General features: G+C 71.6%; 15 protein-coding genes and 1 pseudogene. 6 read left to right on the top strand and 10 right to left on the bottom strand.

What is annotated here, in order from left to right; all coding sequences use genetic code 11:
- Positions 1-24: 24 nt before the first annotated feature.
- Positions 25-981 carry a hydrogen peroxide-inducible genes activator gene (locus OHT61_RS20740; protein WP_329040282.1) on the bottom strand — a complete coding sequence of 319 codons (957 nt, stop codon included), beginning with the start codon at positions 979-981 and terminating at the stop codon, positions 25-27.
- Positions 982-1,113: 132 nt separating this feature from the next.
- Between OHT61_RS20740 and OHT61_RS20735 the strand changes: the two genes are divergently transcribed.
- Both OHT61_RS20735 and OHT61_RS20730 read left to right on the top strand, forming a co-directional pair.
- Positions 1,114-1,668, top strand: a complete 555-nt coding sequence (locus OHT61_RS20735; RefSeq protein WP_299532842.1) for a peroxiredoxin — start codon at positions 1,114-1,116, stop codon at positions 1,666-1,668.
- 12 nt (positions 1,669-1,680) lie between these two features.
- Positions 1,681-2,214: an alkyl hydroperoxide reductase gene (locus OHT61_RS20730; RefSeq protein ID WP_327115158.1), complete on the top strand. Its 534-nt coding sequence runs from the start codon at positions 1,681-1,683 to the stop codon at positions 2,212-2,214.
- Positions 2,215-2,298: 84 nt separating this feature from the next.
- On the opposite strand, the gene OHT61_RS20725 is transcribed toward OHT61_RS20730, so the two are convergent.
- From OHT61_RS20725 to OHT61_RS20710, 4 genes are all read right to left on the bottom strand, one after another.
- Positions 2,299-3,678, bottom strand: a complete 1,380-nt coding sequence (locus OHT61_RS20725) for an AI-2E family transporter (RefSeq protein WP_329040281.1) — start codon at positions 3,676-3,678, stop codon at positions 2,299-2,301.
- A gap of 130 nt (positions 3,679-3,808) precedes the next feature.
- A complete protein-coding gene (locus tag OHT61_RS20720) occupies positions 3,809-4,513 on the bottom strand; it encodes a lytic transglycosylase domain-containing protein (protein ID WP_329040280.1) in 705 nt (234 codons plus the stop codon).
- A gap of 390 nt (positions 4,514-4,903) precedes the next feature.
- Positions 4,904-6,226 (bottom strand): PhoH family protein, encoded by a 1,323-nt coding sequence (locus OHT61_RS20715; protein ID WP_329040277.1) that lies wholly within the window; start codon positions 6,224-6,226, stop codon positions 4,904-4,906.
- Positions 6,227-6,562: 336 nt separating this feature from the next.
- Entirely contained in the window at positions 6,563-7,324 is a 762-nt protein-coding gene (locus OHT61_RS20710; protein WP_329040275.1) for an isoprenyl transferase, read from the bottom strand.
- 207 nt (positions 7,325-7,531) lie between these two features.
- On the opposite strand from OHT61_RS20710, the gene mgrA reads away from it, so the two are divergent.
- Positions 7,532-8,569 (top strand): L-glyceraldehyde 3-phosphate reductase, encoded by a 1,038-nt coding sequence (mgrA, locus tag OHT61_RS20705; protein WP_329040273.1) that lies wholly within the window; start codon positions 7,532-7,534, stop codon positions 8,567-8,569.
- 330 nt (positions 8,570-8,899) lie between these two features.
- On the opposite strand, the gene OHT61_RS20700 is transcribed toward mgrA, so the two are convergent.
- The 3 genes from OHT61_RS20700 to OHT61_RS20690 all read right to left on the bottom strand — a co-directional run bounded on the left by OHT61_RS20700 (position 8,900) and on the right by OHT61_RS20690 (position 11,139).
- Positions 8,900-9,355: a hypothetical protein gene (locus OHT61_RS20700; RefSeq protein ID WP_329040272.1), complete on the bottom strand. Its 456-nt coding sequence runs from the start codon at positions 9,353-9,355 to the stop codon at positions 8,900-8,902.
- 97 nt (positions 9,356-9,452) lie between these two features.
- Positions 9,453-10,268 (bottom strand): class I SAM-dependent methyltransferase, encoded by an 816-nt coding sequence (locus OHT61_RS20695; RefSeq protein ID WP_329040270.1) that lies wholly within the window; start codon positions 10,266-10,268, stop codon positions 9,453-9,455.
- A gap of 79 nt (positions 10,269-10,347) precedes the next feature.
- The gene (locus OHT61_RS20690) at positions 10,348-11,139 is read right to left on the bottom strand and encodes an A24 family peptidase (protein ID WP_329040268.1); all 792 of its coding nucleotides are present in this window, start codon (positions 11,137-11,139) and stop codon (positions 10,348-10,350) included.
- A 105-nt stretch (positions 11,140-11,244) separates the two neighbouring features.
- Here OHT61_RS20690 and OHT61_RS20685 point away from each other — a divergent pair, with 105 nt between their 5' ends.
- Positions 11,245-11,634, top strand: a complete 390-nt coding sequence (locus tag OHT61_RS20685; RefSeq protein ID WP_329040266.1) for a DUF192 domain-containing protein — start codon at positions 11,245-11,247, stop codon at positions 11,632-11,634.
- Positions 11,635-11,836: 202 nt separating this feature from the next.
- Here the strand turns inward: OHT61_RS20685 and OHT61_RS20680 are convergent, their stop codons facing one another.
- Positions 11,837-13,030, bottom strand: coding sequence for a hypothetical protein (locus tag OHT61_RS20680; RefSeq protein ID WP_329040264.1), 1,194 nt, complete (start codon positions 13,028-13,030; stop codon positions 11,837-11,839).
- Between the two features lie 246 nt (positions 13,031-13,276).
- On the opposite strand from OHT61_RS20680, the pseudogene OHT61_RS20675 reads away from it, so the two are divergent.
- A pseudogene (locus tag OHT61_RS20675) lies at positions 13,277-14,630 on the top strand (benzoate/H(+) symporter BenE family transporter).
- 161 nt (positions 14,631-14,791) lie between these two features.
- Here OHT61_RS20675 and OHT61_RS20670 read toward each other — a convergent pair.
- Complete coding sequence (locus OHT61_RS20670) at positions 14,792-15,223, bottom strand: DUF6188 family protein (protein WP_329040262.1); 432 nt, start codon at positions 15,221-15,223, stop codon at positions 14,792-14,794.
- Between the two features lie 354 nt (positions 15,224-15,577).
- Here OHT61_RS20670 and OHT61_RS20665 point away from each other — a divergent pair, with 354 nt between their 5' ends.
- On the top strand, positions 15,578-17,581 hold the full coding sequence (locus OHT61_RS20665; RefSeq protein WP_329040260.1) for a hypothetical protein: 2,004 nt from the start codon (positions 15,578-15,580) through the stop codon (positions 17,579-17,581).
- Positions 17,582-17,602: the final 21 nt, after the last annotated feature.

Raw genomic sequence — 17,602 nt, 5'->3', positions numbered from 1 at the left:
GCTCCCCACACCGGGGCCGCACCCTCAGGCCGCCGGCACCCGGACCGGAAGCGGGGCCATCGCCTCCCGCAGGGCGGACGCGAACTCCTCGAACTCCTCCTGCCTCGCCGAGCCCGCCCGCACGGCCAGCGCCACCCGCCGCGAGGGCGCGGGGTCGCTGAAGTAGCCGGTGGACAGCGCCTCGTTGCGCCCGGTCTCCACCGTCACCGCGGTGCGCGGCAACAGGGTCACCCCCAGCCCGCCCGCGACGAGCTGGACCAGGGTCGAGAGCCCTGCCGCGGTCGTCGTCACCGGGGTCCCCCGGGTGCGGCCCGCCTCACGGCAGATGTCCAGCGCCTGGTCCCGCAGGCAGTGCCCCTCGTCGAGCAGCAGCAGCGGCAGGTCGCGCAGCGTCTCACGCGGCAGGCCGACACGTCCGGCGAGGCGGTGCTCCTTCTCCATGACCAGCACGAAGTCCTCGTCGAACAGCGGGAGTTCCGTGACCCCGGGCACCCCGAGCGGCACGGCGAGCAGCAGGAGGTCCAGCCGTCCGGCGCCCAGCCCGTCCAGCAGTGAGGAGGTCTGCTCCTCGTGGACCTGGAGTTCCAGCTCGGGATAGCGCTCGTGGACCAGCCTGAGCACGGCGGGCAGCAGGTACGGCGCGACCGTCGGGATCACGCCGAGCCGGAGTATCCCGGTGAACGGCGCCCGCACCGCCTCGGCCTCCTCCATCAGCTCACCCAGGGCCTCCAGCACCGCCCGGCTCCGCACCGCGAGCCTCTCCCCGGCGGGCGAGAGCAGCACCTTGCGGGTCGTACGCTCGATGAGCTGGACACCCAGTGCCACCTCCAGCGCGGACACCGCTCCGGAGAGTGCGGGCTGACTCATCCCGATTGCGGCCGCCGCGTCCCGGAAGTGCAGATGCTCCGCCACGGCCGCGAAGGCGCGCAACTGCGAGACGCTGGGATGTTTGACCCTGTTGGGCTGATTTACATACGCCACTGATAGGCACCTCCGATCATCCGGACCGAGTGTAGCTATTTCCGTGATCAATGCACTCTGTGCCAGGGTGGGGGCCGTCCAACCCTCAGGAACGCCCTCAAAAGGGGATTTCCTATGCAACAAGGAGTGCGCGTGCTCACTGTCGGTGACAAGTTCCCCGAGTTCGACCTGACCGCTTGCGTTTCGCTGGAGAGCGGCAAGGAGTTCGAGCAGATCAACCACAAGACCTACGAGGGTCAGTGGAAGGTCGTCTTCGCGTGGCCGAAGGACTTCACCTTCGTGTGCCCCACCGAGATCGCCGCCTTCGGCAAGCTGAACGACGAGTTCGCCGACCGTGACGCCCAGATCCTCGGCTTCTCCGGTGACTCCGAGTTCGTGCACCACGCCTGGCGCAAGGACCACCCGGACCTGACCGACCTGCCCTTCCCGATGATGGCCGACTCGAAGCACGAGCTCATGCGTGACCTCGGCATCGAGGGCGAGGACGGCTTCGCCCAGCGCGCCGTCTTCATCGTCGACCAGAACAACGAGATCCAGTTCACGATGGTGACCGCCGGTTCCGTGGGCCGTAACCCCAAGGAGGTCCTGCGGGTCCTCGACGCCCTGCAGACCGACGAGCTCTGCCCCTGCAACTGGACCAAGGGCGAGAACACCCTCGACCCGGTCGCCCTCCTCTCCGGCGAGTGAGCTGATACCGACATGGCACTCGACGAACTGAAGTCCGCCATACCGGACTTCGCCAAGGACCTGAAGCTGAACCTCGGCTCGGTCATCGGCAACAGCGACCTCCCGCAGCAGCAGCTGTGGGGCACCGTCCTGGCCTGCGCGATCGCCTCGCGGTCGCCGAAGGTGCTGCGCGAGCTGGAGCCGGAGGCGAAGGCGAACCTCTCCGCCGAGGCGTACACCGCGGCGAAGTCGGCTGCCGCGATCATGGCGATGAACAACGTCTTCTACCGCACCCGGCACCTGCTGTCGGACCCCGAGTACGGCAACCTCCGTGCCGGTCTGCGGATGAACGTCATCGGCAACCCGGGCGTGGAGAAGGTCGACTTCGAGCTGTGGTCGCTCGCCGTCTCCGCGATCAACGGCTGCGGCCAGTGCCTGGACTCGCACGAGCAGGTCCTGCGCAAGGCCGGTGTCGACCGTGAGACGATTCAGGAAGCCGTGAAGGTCGCTTCGGTGATCCAGGCGGTCGGCGTGACCCTCGATGCCGAGGCCGTCCTCGCCGAGTAGTACCCCCCTGTACGAGAAGGGCCCCGTGGACGACCGACCGTCCCCGGGGCCCTTCTCATGCCCGCCGGCTCCTTCGCCGCCGTCTCACCTGGGCGGTTCGTCCGCGGGGGCCGGCCGCTCGTCCGGCTCCCCGGGCTCCTCTGCGGGAACGGCCGGGGCCTGTGCGGCGGAGAGCGCCGTGGCTCCGTGCGGGCCGTGGCCGTGGATCCTGGACGCGTCCTGACTGTACGAACGCAGGTAGCCGACCACCGCGTTGGTCACGGCGACCAGCGGCACCGCGACGACGGCTCCGCCGATGCCCGCGATCATGCCGCCCGCCGCGACCGACAGGACGACGGCGAGCGGATGGACGCGTACCGCCCGGCCGAGGATGAAGGGCTGCAGGATGTGGCCCTCGATCTGCTGGACGGCGAGCACGACGATCAGCACCATCAGGGCGGTGAACACGCCCTGGGTCACGAGTGCCACGACGACGGCGAGGGCTCCCGATACGACGGCGCCGACCAGCGGGATGAAGGCGAAGAGGAAGATGAAGACGGCGAGGGGCACGGCCATCGGCACGTCGAGGAAGTAGATGCCGAGCCCGATGAAGATCGCGTCGATCAGGGCGACGATCACCGTGCCGCGTACGTAGGCGGTCAGCGTCCGCCAGGCGCGCGGTCCGGCGCCGGCGACGCCCGGCCGGGCCTGCGAGGGCACCAGCTTGAGCACCCACTGCCAGATGCGCTTCCCGTCGTAGAGCAGGAAGAGCGTCGAGAACATCGCCAGCAGCAGTCCCGTGAGGACCTCCACCATGACGGTGACGCCCTGGAGTCCGGCCGAGGTGATCTCCTCGGTATTGGTGCCGATGGTGTCGCTGAGGTTCTTGGCGATGTCGTTGATCTGCGACTCGGTGACGTGGAACGGGCTGTCGAGGAGCCAGCGCTTCAGCTCGTCGATGCCGTCGCGCACCCGGTCGGACAGGTCGTCGAGGTTGTCCATCACCTGCCATACGACGAACCAGCCGACCAGCCCCATCACGACGAAGCCGAGCACCGCGGTCACCGCGGTGGCCAGTCCGCGGGGCAGTCCGTAGCGCCTGAGCCGTACGACGGTGGGCTGGAGCAGCGCGGTCACGAGCAGGGCGGCGACGAAGGCCAGGACGACCAGCTGGATGGCGCTGATGACGCGCATGAGCACCCAGAGGGTGCCCGCGAGGACGAGGAGCCGCCAGCCGGCTTCGGCGGCGACGCGCATCCCCCAGGGGATGGCGGCCACGGGTTCGGGTCTGGCGGCGACGGAGGGTGCGTACGCGGGCGGGCGCGGCACCTGTTCGGCGGCGACGGTGGAGAGCGTGGACGAGGAGCCGCTCACGGCGGCCTCGTCGGCCCGGCGATCGTCCTCGGCGCGGCGTTCTTCCAGGCGCGCCCCTATCTCGGTGAGTTCGGCGCCCAGCCGACCGAGCCATCCCGGAAGTTTCGACATGGAATTTCCCTTTCCCCCGTTCAACCCCGGCACGCCCCCGGAGCTGTCCGGATCGACCGTACACGCGGGATGCCCCGCACCGTGGGCCGGTGCGGGGCATCCCGAAGTCGTGCGTGGAACCTCGTGGGTTCTAGTACCAGTTGTTGGCCTGCCAGAAGGACCAGGCTCCGCAGGGGCTGCCGTAGCGGCCGTCCATGTAGCTGAGGCCCCACTTGATCTGGGTGGCGGGGTTGGTCTGCCAGTCGGCGCCGGCGGAGGCCATCTTGGAGCCGGGCAGCGCCTGGACGAGGCCGTACGCCCCGGAGGACGCGTTGGTGGCGCGGTAGTTCCAGGTCGACTCGTGGTTCACGATGTTACTGAAGCACTGGTACTGGTCGGCGGGGATCATCTGCCGCGCCATCGCCTGGACTTCGGCCACCGTGTAGGAGCCCTGTGCCGAGAACGAGGAGGCGTCGCGGACGGAGGACCGGCTCGCGCGCTCGGCCTCCTTCTCCTTGGCCTCGCGCTCCTTCTCCAGCTTGTCCTCGGCCGCCGCCTTCTTCGACTTGGCGTCCTTGGCGGCCTGGAGGCGGGCGGTCTCCTCGGCGGACTTCTTCGCCGCCGCGTCCGCCGCCGACGCCTGGGCGTCGGCCTGCTGCGTCAGTGAAGCCGTCTGCACCTGGGCCTGCTGGCCCGCGGGGATGTCTGCGAGCAGCGTGGTGTCGGCTGCGGCCGCCTCGAAGTTGTTGTCGTCGACAGCGGGGGTGCTGCCCGACGCAACGCCTACGACGGCGCCTACGGTGGTTACGGCGGTGGCTGACGCCACGGCGAACCCCCGGACCGAGATCCGGCTCACACGGTGTCCTTCCAGCATCGCCCGCTTAGGTGACCTCGCGAGCGCAATCGTGCCCTTGACACTGGCCTCCCTACTGCATGGGTCACGGGAGGCACGGGCCCGGTGGGCGGCTTCCGGGGGGAAGACGCCGCGTGGTGCTCGCGGGCGGCATACGGACGGCTTTTGTTGAGTTGTGTGGTGCGTGGCGCCTCTGGAGGTGCCCAAGTGCCGTATGCGGGGCCTGACGGAAGCAAGACTCTGCCGGACGGACACGGGGCGTTGCAATTCTGTGTTGCGTGTTAAACGTCACACCTCGTTTGGAGCACGAGTTTTTCGGAAATGACGGCGCAGCACAATGCCGCCCGGCTAAGCTCCTTGGCTCGCCGGGCGGCATGTATGGGGCGTTCAGGGTCAGATGTGCCCGTCCTCCAGCATTTCGGTCACCAGCGCGGCGATCTGCGAGCGCTCGGATCGGGTGAGCGTGACGTGGGCGAAGAGCGGGTGCCCCTTCAGTTTCTCGACGACGGCGACGACTCCGTCGTACCGGCCGACCCTGAGGTTGTCCCGCTGCGCGACGTCGTGGGTGAGGACCACCCGCGAGTTCGCGCCGATGCGGGACAGGACGGTCAGCAGGACGTTCCGCTCCAGGGACTGCGCCTCGTCGACGATCACGAAGGCGTCGTGGAGCGAGCGGCCCCGGATGTGGGTGAGCGGCAGGATCTCCAGCATCCCGCGTCCCAGGACCTCTTCGATGACCTCGCGTCCGGCGACCGCCGACAGTGTGTCGAAGACGGCCTGCGCCCAGGGGCTCATCTTCTCGGCCTCGCTGCCGGGGAGATAGCCGAGCTCCTGCCCGCCGACCGCGTACAGCGGCCGGAAGACCATCACCTTCTTGTGCTGGCGCCGCTCCAGCACGGCTTCCAGGCCCGCGCAGAGCGCGAGGGCGGACTTGCCGGTGCCCGCCCTGCCGCCCATCGAGACGATGCCGACGTCCGGGTCGAGGAGCAGGTCGAGCGCGATGCGCTGTTCGGCGCTGCGTCCGTGGATGCCGAAGGCCTCGCGGTCGCCGCGCACCAGGCGCACGTTTCCGTCGGCCGTGACCCTGCCGAGGGCCTTGCCGCGCTCGGACTGGAGAACCAGTCCGGTGTGCACGGGGTATTCGGCGGCCTCGGGGATGAAGAGGGTCTCCTCCGTGAAGAGGAGGTCGACCTGTTCGGCGGCGACGGCCAGTTCCGACATGCCGGTCCAGCCGGAGTCGGTGATGGCCAGTTCGGCGCGGTACTCCTCGGCGAGGAGACCGACCGACGACGCCTTGATCCGGAGCGGCAGGTCCTTGGAGACGACGGTGACGTCGTATCCCTCGGCCTGCAGGTTGCGTGCGACCGCGAGGATCCGTGAGTCGTTGTCCCCCAACCGGTAGCCGGCGGGCAGTACGCCGGGATCGGAGTGGTTGAGTTCGACACGGAGCGACCCGCCCAGATCCCCGAGCGGGATCGGGGCGTCCAGCCGGCCGTACCGGACGCGGAAGTCGTCCAGGAGGCGCAGGGCCTGCCGGGCGAAGTATCCGAGCTCGGGGTGGTGCCTTTTGGCCTCCAGCTCCGTGACCACGACGATCGGCAGCACGACTTCGTGCTCGTCGAACCGGGCCATGGCGTTGGGGTCGGCCAGCAGGACGCTGGTGTCGAGAACATAGGTGCGCCTGTCGGGCATGCGGCGCTTAGTGCTGGTCACCACGGAAGGACGTACCCCCTCGGACGAGGTCGGGGAGTGCGACGGAGGTCGCGGAACTTCCCAAAGGGAGAGGACGGACCGGGTTCGGGCCCCGAGCGCGGGCCGAACTCCGGCCCTCCGCGTCGGCCGCTTGTCGTGCGGTCCTTCGTGTGCAAAGGGCCTCCCGGGCGAGCGGGCTGGGTGCCGCTCACTTGGATGCGACGTCCGCCTGGTTGGTGACCGGACATCGACCTGAGAGGGGTATTCCCTCGAACACGCGAAGCCATGCCCCCGCCTGCGACGAGGTGCGCCGGACCGGGTTCTGTGCCTTCCCCCCGCCCGCCGGGCGGGCCGTGTCCCTCAGGACCCGTAGCGCCGGTGCCGTGCCGCGTAGTCGCGGAGGGCGCGAAGGAAGTCGACCTTGCGGAAGGCCGGCCAGAAAACTTCGCAGAAGTAGTACTCCGAATGGGCGCTCTGCCAGAGCATGAAGCCGGACAGCCGCTGTTCGCCGCTGGTGCGGATCACCAGGTCGGGGTCGGGCTGTCCGCGGGTGTAGAGGTGCTCGGAGATGAGGTCCGTGGAGACGACCTCGGCGAGTTCCTCGAAGGTCGTGCCCTTGGCGGAGTGCTCCAGGAGCAGGGAGCGCACCGCGTCCGCGATCTCCTGGCGTCCGCCGTAGCCGACGGCGACGTTGACGATTATCCCTCGGACGTCCGCCGTGGCCTCCTCGGCCTCCTTGAGGACGGTCTGGGTGCGGGCGGGCAGCAGGTCGAGGGTGCCGACGTGGTGCAGCCGCCAGCGGCCGTCGGCGGCCAGGTTGCGCACGGTGTTCTCGATGATGCCGAGCAGGGGGGTGAGCTCGGCCTCGGGCCGGTCGAAGTTGTCCGTGGAGAGCAGCCAGAGTGTGACGACCTCGACGTCGGTCTCGCTGCACCAGCCGAGGAGCTCGGAGATCTTGTCCGCTCCGGCCTGGTGTCCTTGCACGGCCGAGCCGCCGGACGCCTTCGCCCACCGTCGGTTGCCGTCGAGGATGACGCCGATGTGCTTGGGCACCTGGTCGTGGTCCAGGCGGCCTTCCACCCGGCGTGCGTAGAGCCCGTACACCAGGTCGCGCAAGTTCACTGAGTCCACCCTCTCGGTTCCGTGCGGGCGCGTGGCCCGCCCTCCCCCTCACCGGGGGGTCCGGGGCCGCCCCCCGGGGAGACCGCCGGCTGTCCGCACAGCGCGCTTCCGCGCCGCGGACCGGCGGCTCCGAAGCGGCCACATTACTGCGGACGGGTCACGGGGGCCCAACCCGGTCTGTCACAAGTCCGTGATAAGGAGTGAAACGTGACTGATTCCCTCTCCTACCTCGCCGACACCTCGCGCTACGACTCGATGGAGTACCGCCGCACCGGCCGCAGCGGGCTCAAGCTCCCCGCCGTCTCCCTCGGGCTCTGGCACAACTTCGGCGACGACCGCGCCCTCGGCACGCAGCGGGCGATCCTGCGCCGCGCCTTCGATCTCGGCGTGACGCACTTCGACCTGGCCAACAACTACGGGCCGCCGCCCGGCTCGGCGGAACTGAACTTCGGCAAGCTGTTCCGCCAGGACTTCGCCCCCTACAGGGACGAGCTCGTGATCTCCACCAAGGCCGGGTACCAGATGCACCCCGGCCCGTACGGCGAGTGGGGGTCGCGCAAGTACCTGCTGTCCTCGCTCGACGCCTCGCTCGGGCGCATGGGCCTGGACTACGTCGACATCTTCTACTCGCACCGCTTCGATCCCCACACCCCGCTCGAGGAGACGATGGGGGCCCTCGCCTCCGCCGTCCACCAGGGCAAGGCGCTGTACGTCGGCATCTCCTCCTACAAGGCGGCGCAGACCGCCGAGGCGGCCCGGCTCCTGCGCGAGATGGGTGTGCCCGCCCTCATCCACCAGCCGTCGTACTCGATGGTCAACCGCTGGGTGGAGGCCGACGGGCTCCTCGACACGCTGGAGGCGGCCGGCATGGGCTGCATCTCCTTCGCGCCGCTCGCCCAGGGCCTGCTCACGGACAAGTACCTGTCGGGCATCCCCGAGGGTTCGCGCGCCAGCCAGGGGAAGTCCCTGGATCCGGGGCTGCTGTCGGAGGAGATGGTGCGGCGGCTGCGCGGGCTGAACGAGATCGCGCGGGGGCGCGGGCAGTCCCTGGCGCAGATGGCGCTGAACTGGGTCCTGCGTGACGGCCGGATGACGTCGGCGCTGATCGGGGCGTCGAGCGTGGGGCAGCTGGAGCAGAACGTGGCGGCGCTCGCCGCACCGGCGCTGACCGCCGCCGAGATCGAGGAGATCGACACCTTCGCGGTGGACACGGCGAGCACGAACATCTGGGCCAACCGGGGCTGAGGCCGGCCGCTCCCGGCCCGGGCTCCGCAGGGGGTCAGGGCCGGGCTCCGCGGGGGGTCAGGGCCAGGCTCCACAGCCGGCCGCTCGGGAGTCCCGCACGAGGGCCGGATCCCCGGCACGAAAAAACGGGCCGGTCCGTGGGGGGGGATACGGACCGGCCCGAGGGGGGGTTTCCACCATAACCCTTCGTAAGTGATGCTGCGTGCCACGCCACTCGACAATTACTCTCCGGGTTCGCCGGACTGCGCTGCGGGCACGCCTCCCGGTCTCTCTCCGGCCCGGCCGGCGACTGCGCGGCACGGTTCCCGCCGCTCCGGAGGGGCTGGGCGCTCAGCGGCGTACGAAGCGGATCGACAGGGCCTCTCCCCCGTTGACGACGAAGTCTCCGTCCTCGCAACGGATGACGGCCTCGTGGACCTCGCCGTGGCCGTCGCGGCGCTCCTGGGTGCCGATGACGGTCCACGCTCCGCCGTACGGGGGCGGCGGGAGCCGGCTCGGCGGGGCGAACTGCCACTGGGCCGCGGGCACACACCAGTCGGGGAGGCCGGGCCAGGCGCCGGACGTGATGTTCAGTGTGCGGTCGGACGCGCAGGTCAGGAGGACCGACTGTCCTCCGTCCAGGACGAACTCGACGGCTTCCGGCTCTCCGGCGCGGCCTTCGGGGCGGTAGAACAGCCCGTGCACCGCGGTGATCCGCGCTCCCGTGAGCCAGTCGGCCTTCCCGTGGCGCGGCCGCCCCGACGGGGTGTTCGGCTCCTCACCCGGCGTTTCCCTTTCCACCGACATGACCCGCTCCTTCGTTGTGCGCTCAACCACCAGGGTCGCACTACTCATGGGTAGGACGGAGGGGCAGGGGCGGCCGTTGCTCCGGCGGAGGCCGAAGTCACCTTCGGGCGGGGGACGTTGCCGGTCCCCCGGGTTTCCTCGCCTCGATCAGGAAGCGGGCGCTGTGCGCGACGAACGGGCCCTCGGCCTCGATCAGCCGGTGCAGGGAACGGAGTTGGGGGAGGTAGGCGTCGACGGTGAATCCCGGCACCATCCAGACGACCTTGCGGAGGAAGTGGACGACGGCGCCGATGTCGTGGAACTCGACGCGGAGCCGCTCGGCACGCAGGTCGGACACCTCGAGCCCGGCCGCCTCGGCCTCCCTCCGTGCAGCGCGCGGGTCCCGGGCTCCGCGCTCCTCGGCGGTCCGGGGGCCGAGGAAGTACTCGACGAGTTCGAACACGCTCTCCGGGCCGACCTGCTGGGAGAAGTACGTGCCTCCCGGCCGCAGCACCCGGGCGATCTCCTCCCACCACGTGGTGACCGGATGCCTGCTGACGACCAGGTCGAAGGCGTGGTCGCCGAAGGGCAGCGGCGGCTCGTCGGTGTCCGCGACGACGACGGCGCCGCGCGGGTGCAGGAGCGCGGTGGCACGGGCGATGTTGGGCGGCCAGGACTCGGTCGCGGCCGTCAGGGGCGGGAGCACGGGCGCGGAGGCGAGCACCTCGCCCCCGCCCGTCTGGATGTCGAGCGCGGCACGGGCCGTGCCCAGCCGGTCCGCCAGGGCGCGCGCGTAGCCCCACGAGGGCCGCTCCTCGGTGGCGCGCCCGTCGAACCACGAGAAGTCCCAGCCGTCCACGGGCGCGGCGGCGGCCTCGGCGACGAGGGCGTCGAAACGGGCGTCGGATGCGGAGGTCTCGGCTGATCCGGTCATGTCCGGAAGGGTGTCAGCCGCGGCCTCCCCGCGCGAATGGATATCAGCGGCGTCCGTACGTCCGTACGCCCGGTGACCGTCAGGCGGCGAGGCCTCCGAACAGCAGCCCGAGAAGCGCTCCGGCGATCATGAACGGGCCGAAGGGGATGCCCGTCCTGCGGCCCGCCCGGCGCAGCAGCATCAGCCCCGCCCCGTAGAGGGCGCCGAACAGGAACCCGGCGAAACCGCCCACGCACAGGACGGCCCAGCCGTACCAGCCGAGCCCCACGCCCAGCGCGAGGGCGAGCTTCACGTCGCCGAAGCCCATGCCGTTCGGGTTGATCAGGAAGAGCAGGAAGTAGAAGCCGCCGAGAACCGCTCCGCCGAGCAGGGCCGAGAGCCAGGATCCGCCGTGTTCCGGGAGCAGCGCGGCGACCCCCAGGAGGAGGGCCGCGGCGCCCGCCAGGGGCAGCGTCAGGGGGTCGGGCAGCCGGTGGACCCGGCGGTCGATGACGGCCAGCAGTACCGCGACCGGCGCGAGGAGCAGCCATACGGCGGCCTCCGGGCGGGTGCCGGTCGCGGCGGCGAGGGCCGCGCAGGCCAGCGCGGTGGCGACGGGCGCGGCGACGCCGGGGGCGTAGCGCGGGGGCGCGGGGCGCGCGGGGGCCGTGGCCGCACCGCCCACGGGGGCCGAGGGGACGGCCACGGCGCAGGCCGCGCACCGCGTCGCGCCCAGCCAGCCGCGGGCCGGGCCGGTGAGCGCGTGCCCGGCCGGGCACGCGTCGCGCCAGGGCTCCTCGGGCTCGACCGAGAAGCGGTACGCGGCGCGCGGGAGCAGCAGTCCGGCGGCGGCGCCCCAGAGCGCGGCGACCGCAATCAGTGTGGCGTCCACACGGCCGACCCTAATCCGGCCCGCCCGGGCGGGTCTTGGGCCCTGGGACCCACTGCGCGGTGTTCCGGACCCACCCGGTGCGCCGGGGGGCTACGGTCGGTGCCCATGGGGACATGGCGGGACGGCGGCGGGACACTGACGGTCGGGACGGACACCGGGGTGCGGGAGGTTCCGCTGCGGATAGCGGCGTCGTACCGGGCGCGGGCGCGGGGGCTCCTCGGTGCCGACGGTGTGGACGGGGCCCTGCTGATCACCCCGTGCGGGAGCATCCACACCTTCCGGATGCGGTTCACCATCGATGTGGCCTACCTGGACCGGAAGTTCGGCGTGATCGCGGTGCGCACGATGAAGCCCGGACGGCTGGGCCTGCCCCGGCTCCGCGCCCGTCACGTGGTCGAGGCGGAGGCGGGGGCGATGGCGTCCTGGGGCCTGCGGCCGGGGGCGTGCGTGCGGGTCTCGGCGGCCGCTGCGGAGGTTTCACCGCCTGCGCCGTGACGGAGCACGGCGGGGACCTCCGGTGCCGTGTCCGTCAGGGACGTGTGGGGAGCCTGGTCTCCGCGGGCGTGCCGCCCGTCACCCGGCGGTGTTCAGGGCGGGTCCGTCGTTCGGCCGTGGCCGGGCGGGCCCGTCACCCGGCGGAGTTCAGGGCGGGCCCGTCGTTCGGCCGTGGCCGGGCGGGCCCGTCACCCGGCGGAGTTCAGGGCGGGCCCGGACCCAGCAGTGTCCACGCGCCGTAGGCGGCCGAGCCGACGGCGAGCGCGGCCAGGACGGCGCCGGTGCGCGCCGTCGGGCGCAGCCGGGCCAGTGCCACGGCGGGGGGCAGCAGCAGCGGGAAGGCGGGCATCATCAGGCGCGGACGGGAGCCGAAGTACCCGGAGCCGATGAGCGAGACGACGACGATCGCGATGCCGTACACCAGGACGGGCAGTGGCTGCCGCTGCCGCTGCCGTACGCACAGGTACATCAGCCATCCCAGCAGCCCCAGCGCGGCGCACAGTCCGAGGGCGGCGGGCAGCGGGAGGCCGGCGATGAAGACGGCCAGCGCCCGGCCGCCGTCGATGCTGTTGCCCCACTGCGCCTGCACCTCGAAGTACGCGAACGGGCTGCCCTGGCGCACGGCGACGAACACCACGTAGGCCAGCCAGCCGAGCGGGGCGAGGCAGACTCCGAGCAGCATGCGCGCGTTGCGGCGCAGCAGGCCCTCGCGGCCGCCCGCCCGGTACTCCCCGACGAGGCCGGCGGCCCCCGTCACGGCGAGCGCGGCGATGAGCGCCGCAGCGGAGGGCCGGGTCAGCCCCGCCAGGACGCAGAGGGCCCCGGCGGCGAGCCAGCGGCCCCTGAGCGCGGCGTACAGGGACCATGCGGCGAGCGCGGTGAACAGGGTCTCCGTGTACGCCATCGACTGCACGAACGCCGTCGGGTACGCGCCCCACAGCGCGACCAGCACCAGCCCGGCGCGCCGCCCGTACAGCCGGGCGCCGACCGCGTGGATGCCCCAGGCGGCGAAGAGCCCCGCCGACCAGGCGACGACGATCCCCGCGCCCTGGACGGTGAGCGGCGTCACGGCTGCGAGCGATCGCTCCAGGACGGGAAGGAGCGGGAAGAAGGCCAGGTCGGGGTGGAGACCGCCGTCGGGGAGGGTGACCGTGTAGCCGTACCCGTTCTCGGCGATCCGCTGGTACCAGACGGAGTCCCAGCGGCCGCCGAGCAGATGCCAGGCGTCCTTCCCGGCGACCGAGGCCCACACCCAGAACACGAGGAGCCCGACGGCACGGACCGCCGCGTAGACGACCAGCGCCGGGGCCGCGGCCGTGAGCAGGACCGTGGCGCGCCGCCGGGTGGCACGGGTGTCGGGCGCCGCCGGGAGGAGGCGCGTCTGCTGATCGGGCATACGGCCGATTATGGGCCCGTCCCCGGACGGGCCGGCACGCCGGGGCGGACGGCGGCGCTCGCAGACCCCGGGTGCGCGGCGGGGCCTCGCGTCGGCCGACGTCCCGGGGGAGCTTCGCGTCCTCGCGTCCGAGGGGCTCGCGGTGGCCCCCGTCTCGGCTGCCGGACCCGGCGGTGCCCGGCCGGGGCACCGTGCGAGGGTTCCGGGCGCCGAGGTACGGCACACGCGAGAAGGGCGGCACCGGGCATGGCCGGAGCATCGTCACCGGCGCTGGGGGAACGCGCGGAGCCGCCGTCGCCCGGCGCACCGCCACCGCGCCGGGGCCCGCGGCTGCTGCGCGACCTCTCGCTGCCGGCCGTGCTGGCCGGGGTCGTCGCGGTGGTCGTGTCCTACCTCCGGGCCGCTCGTCATCGTGCTGGCCGCGGCCCGCGCCGGACACCTGGACCCCGCGCGGACCGGCTCCTGGATCTGGGCGGTCTCGGTCGGCAGCGGGCTCACCTGCGTCGGCCTCAGCCTGTGGACCCGGATGCCGGTGGTCACCGCCTGGTCGACACCGGGTGCGGCGCTGCTGGTCACGAGCATCGGCTCCTACGCGTACGGCGAGGTGATCGGCGCGTACGTCGTGTCGGGGATCGTCATCGCGCTGATCGGGCTGACCGGGATCTTCGGGAGGCTGATGCGGCTCGTCCCGGGTGCGGTCGTCTCCGCCATGCTCGCCGGCATCCTCTTCTCCTTCGGCACGGGGCTGTTCACGTCGCTGGAGCACACCCCGGTCATCGCCGGATCCGTGCTGCTGGCCTACCTCCTGGGCAGACGGTGGCTCCCCCGGTACGCGGTCCTCCTCGCTCTCGCCGCCGGGGTGGTGTGCGCGGCCGCGAGCTCGCGGCTGCACGTACGCCTGGACCATGTCGGCCTGGTGCACCCCGTGTTCACCGCGCCGGCTTTCTCCGCGGCCTCACTGGTCGGCATCGCGGTGCCGCTGACCCTGGCGACGCTGGCCTCGCAGAACGCGCCCGGGGTCGCGGTGCTGTCCGCGTCCGGCTACCGGCCCGACGACCGGCTCCTGGTCGGGTCCACGGGCCTGGTGTCCGCCGCTCTCGCCCCCTTCGGTTCCCATGCGGTGAACCTCGCGGCCATCACGGCGGCGATCTGCACCGGACCGGAGGCCCACCGCGATCCGCGCCGCCGCTACGTCGCGGGGGTGGCCTGCGGGGCGGTGTACCTGGTGGTCGGCTCGTTCGGCTCCACCCTCGTGGCGTTCTTCGCCGGTCTGCCGAAGGAACTCGTCGCGGCCCTGGCCGGGGTCGCGCTCCTCGGGGCCCTGTCCGGCGGTCTGACGGGCGCGGTACGCGAGGAGAAGGACCGGGAGGCAGCGCTGATCACCTTCCTGGCCACGGCCTCCGGGGTGACCCTGTTCGGCATCGGATCGGCTTTCTGGGGGCTGGTGGCAGGCGTGGTGGCGCACGTCGTGCTCAACGGCGGGCCCCGCCGCGGGAACGTCTCCGCGCCCATCCCCGCCGACGCCCCGAACCCTCCCGGGACGAAGGGCACGCGCGGAGCGGCCGAAGGGGTGGACGACTCCGGTGAGCGACGCGGGTGAGCGACGCGGGTAAGCGACGCGGGTAAGCGACGCGGGTAAGCGACGCGGGTAAGCGACGCGGGTGAGCGCGACAGGTGGTCCACGGGGGGGTAGCCCACGCCGGCGCCCCGGGGTGACCCACGGGGGTGACACACGGCGGTGACCCACGGGGTGGGCGAGGACTACCCGAGCGGCGTCATCACACCGGTCCCGCCCCCGCCGACCCACTCGAAGGCTCCCTGCCTGCGCACCCGGACCCGTACGCCCGGGTCGTCGCCCCGGACGGTGACGTGGTGGCCGGTACTGAACACGAGCCGCAGCGACCCCGCCGAGGAGCAGGTGGCCGAGAGCACCGTCGCACCGACCAGTGCTCCGCACACGGCCGTGACCGGCAGTTCGGTGGCGCCCCTGGCGGCGACGGAGCCCTTCGTCATCCGTACGGGCCCCTCGACGGCGACGTCGGCCACCCCGTCGAACACGAGCGCGAACGACGGCGGCTGCTCGCCCATCGGGTCCGAGGACGCGGACACCTGCCGCACGGAGAGCCCTCTCAGGTCGAGGGTCCAGCTGCCGGTGCCATTCGCGTCGGCCGTCACTCCCTGTCCTGCGTTCACCCGGTGCTCCCGTCGTCCTGAGGGCGGATCGAGACTCGCGGCGCCCGCGAGCGGCCGCCGGCGGCAGCCCCGGCGTCCTGCCGTCTCCCGGACGGCTGCGGGTACGACGCTAACCGCCGCACCCCCGCTCGTCGTGGGCCCACGGGCCCAGCGGTCCACCCGAGGGCCGACGGAGCGGACGCCGCCGGGAGTCCGCCCGGGCACGGTGCGCGCACGGCGCCGCCGCGAACGACTTTTGGACCGACCACAGTTGGGCCCTCTTTTGGGGCCGGGGGCCCAGGTCGGGACCCCCTTCCCGGTCGTACGCTCACCCCCGTCGGACGACGGAGCGGGTGACGGTGAGAGGGCGGAACCGTGAGCGGTGGCAGTGATTGGGGAGACCGGGTTCCGGGTCACATACCGCCGGGCCCCACCGGTGGCCCGGCAGGCGGGGGCGGCTGGTTCTTCCCCCTGAGCCGCGCCTGGGCCGCCGGCGCCCTCGTGTACGTCGTCTCCGGGTTCCTGGTGACGCGGGCGCTCGTCGAGACGCTCGCCACCGACGAACGCCTCGAACAGTTCGGCTGGCGGCTGGCGCTGCTGCACCTTCCCGGCGTGCTCGTCACCGTGCTGACGGTGCTGGCGAGCGCCCGCGCCCTCCCCGACCGGCAGCGCGCCTCACGCACGCCGTACCTGCTCGGCACACTCGCCGTCCCGGTCGCCGGGCTCGCGTTCGGCTACGCCGTGACGTGGGACGTGGTCGGCACCGAGGGACTGCTGATGCCGGTCGTGGCGATGGTGACGGGTGCCGCCGTGGGGCTGGCCCTGGACCGGCTGATGGAGGGGCGTGACGACGGTCCCGCGCCCGCGCCGACGACGTACACCCGCTCCTACGACTGGCGTGACAACGGGGCCACGGCCACCGAGTACCTCGGTGTCATCGTCCTCGTCGTCGCGCTGGTCGGCGCCCTCGCCATGGCCGGCATCGGGGGCCGGATCGGTGACCGCATCCGCTGCGCCATCACCTCGCTGACCGGCGGCGGCAGCGGGTGCACGACGGGCGGGGACGGCACGGCGAAGCCGAAGACCGACGCCGACTACGAACCGAAGCTCTGCCAGATATCGAACATCTCCGACACCGCCGGCGGCAAGGTGAAGATCGGCTGGTTCGAGTGGGGCGAGGAGTACGGATTCCAGCAGAAGGTCGCCCAGGCCTCCACCGACGTGAACGGGGACGGGAAGGTCGACGAGAACGACAAGCTCGTCTACATGACCTTCACCGACGCGGCCTCCGCGGGTGTCAACGCCAGCACACCGGGGGTGAAGCTCGGCAGCCTGGGCAAGGCGGACGTCGACATCGGCGGCGGCATCAAGATCACCAACGGTGACACCTGGGTGTTCAAGAGCGAGGCCGACGCCCAGAAGATGCGGGACGACATCGAGGAAATGAAGATGTGGGAGACCTCGATGAAGCACAGCGGCGGCTACGGCGGCGGCTGGTACTCCGGCATGAAGTGGGCGGAGAAGAAGGAGGACATCGAGAAGAAGATCGGCGACAAGAAGATCTCCTACTCGACCATCGGCCTCAACGTCTACGCCGACGGCGGGCTCTCCTTCAAGCCGGGCGACGAGGACAAACTGGGCGCCAAGCTCGGCGGCAAGGCCAAGTTCTCACCGGACGTGACCATCACCAAGGACGACGTCAACGGCAACGAGTCCTACACCTACACCGCCAAGCTGGAGATCGAGGGCAAGGTCGGCGGCAACGTCGGCCCGTTCGGAGGCACGGCCGGCGCGAAGGACACCCACACGGGCGCCATCACCGTGACCCGCGACCAGAAGACCGGGAAGATCGTCCGGATCGACATGACGAAGACGGTCGAGAAGACATCGACGTCCGACAAGGGCGAGGCCGGCGGCGACAACGGCCAGAAGGACAAGGACAAGCGCGGCGGCAAGGGCGGGGTCACGGACTCCTCCGGCGACACCGGCATCGAGGTGCAGACGAACTCGATCGTCTTCGGCAAGGAGACCGACAAGGCCACGGAGGACAAGCGGGCCGTCGCCGAGCAGTGGCTGGACGGATCCGGCGACAACACCGCGCCCTTCGCGTACATGTTCGGCGACAACTCCCTGCAGCGGAAGCCCGCCGGGACCGACCCCTTCGAGCAGTTGATGTTCCAGGACGGCCTGTCCAGCACGCTGCAGTACCTCGGCGAGACCGACGCCCAGGAGTTCGGATTCGAGGTCTCGCTGGGTATGAGTCTGGGGTTCTCCATCTCCGACGAGCACAAGAAGGAGTCACTGACGGACGCGCAGTTCCTCGGAGCTCCGCAGGGCGACAAGCGCGCCTACCTCCCGTACAGCTACTGCGCACAGTGAACACGCGTGCGACCAAGGGGC

The sequence above is a fragment of the Streptomyces sp. NBC_00178 genome (genome assembly GCF_036206005.1).
In the GTDB taxonomy this organism is placed as follows: domain Bacteria; phylum Actinomycetota; class Actinomycetes; order Streptomycetales; family Streptomycetaceae; genus Streptomyces.
Note: the sequence above shows the minus strand (reverse complement) of the source record. Positions and strands in the feature narration are given on the sequence as shown.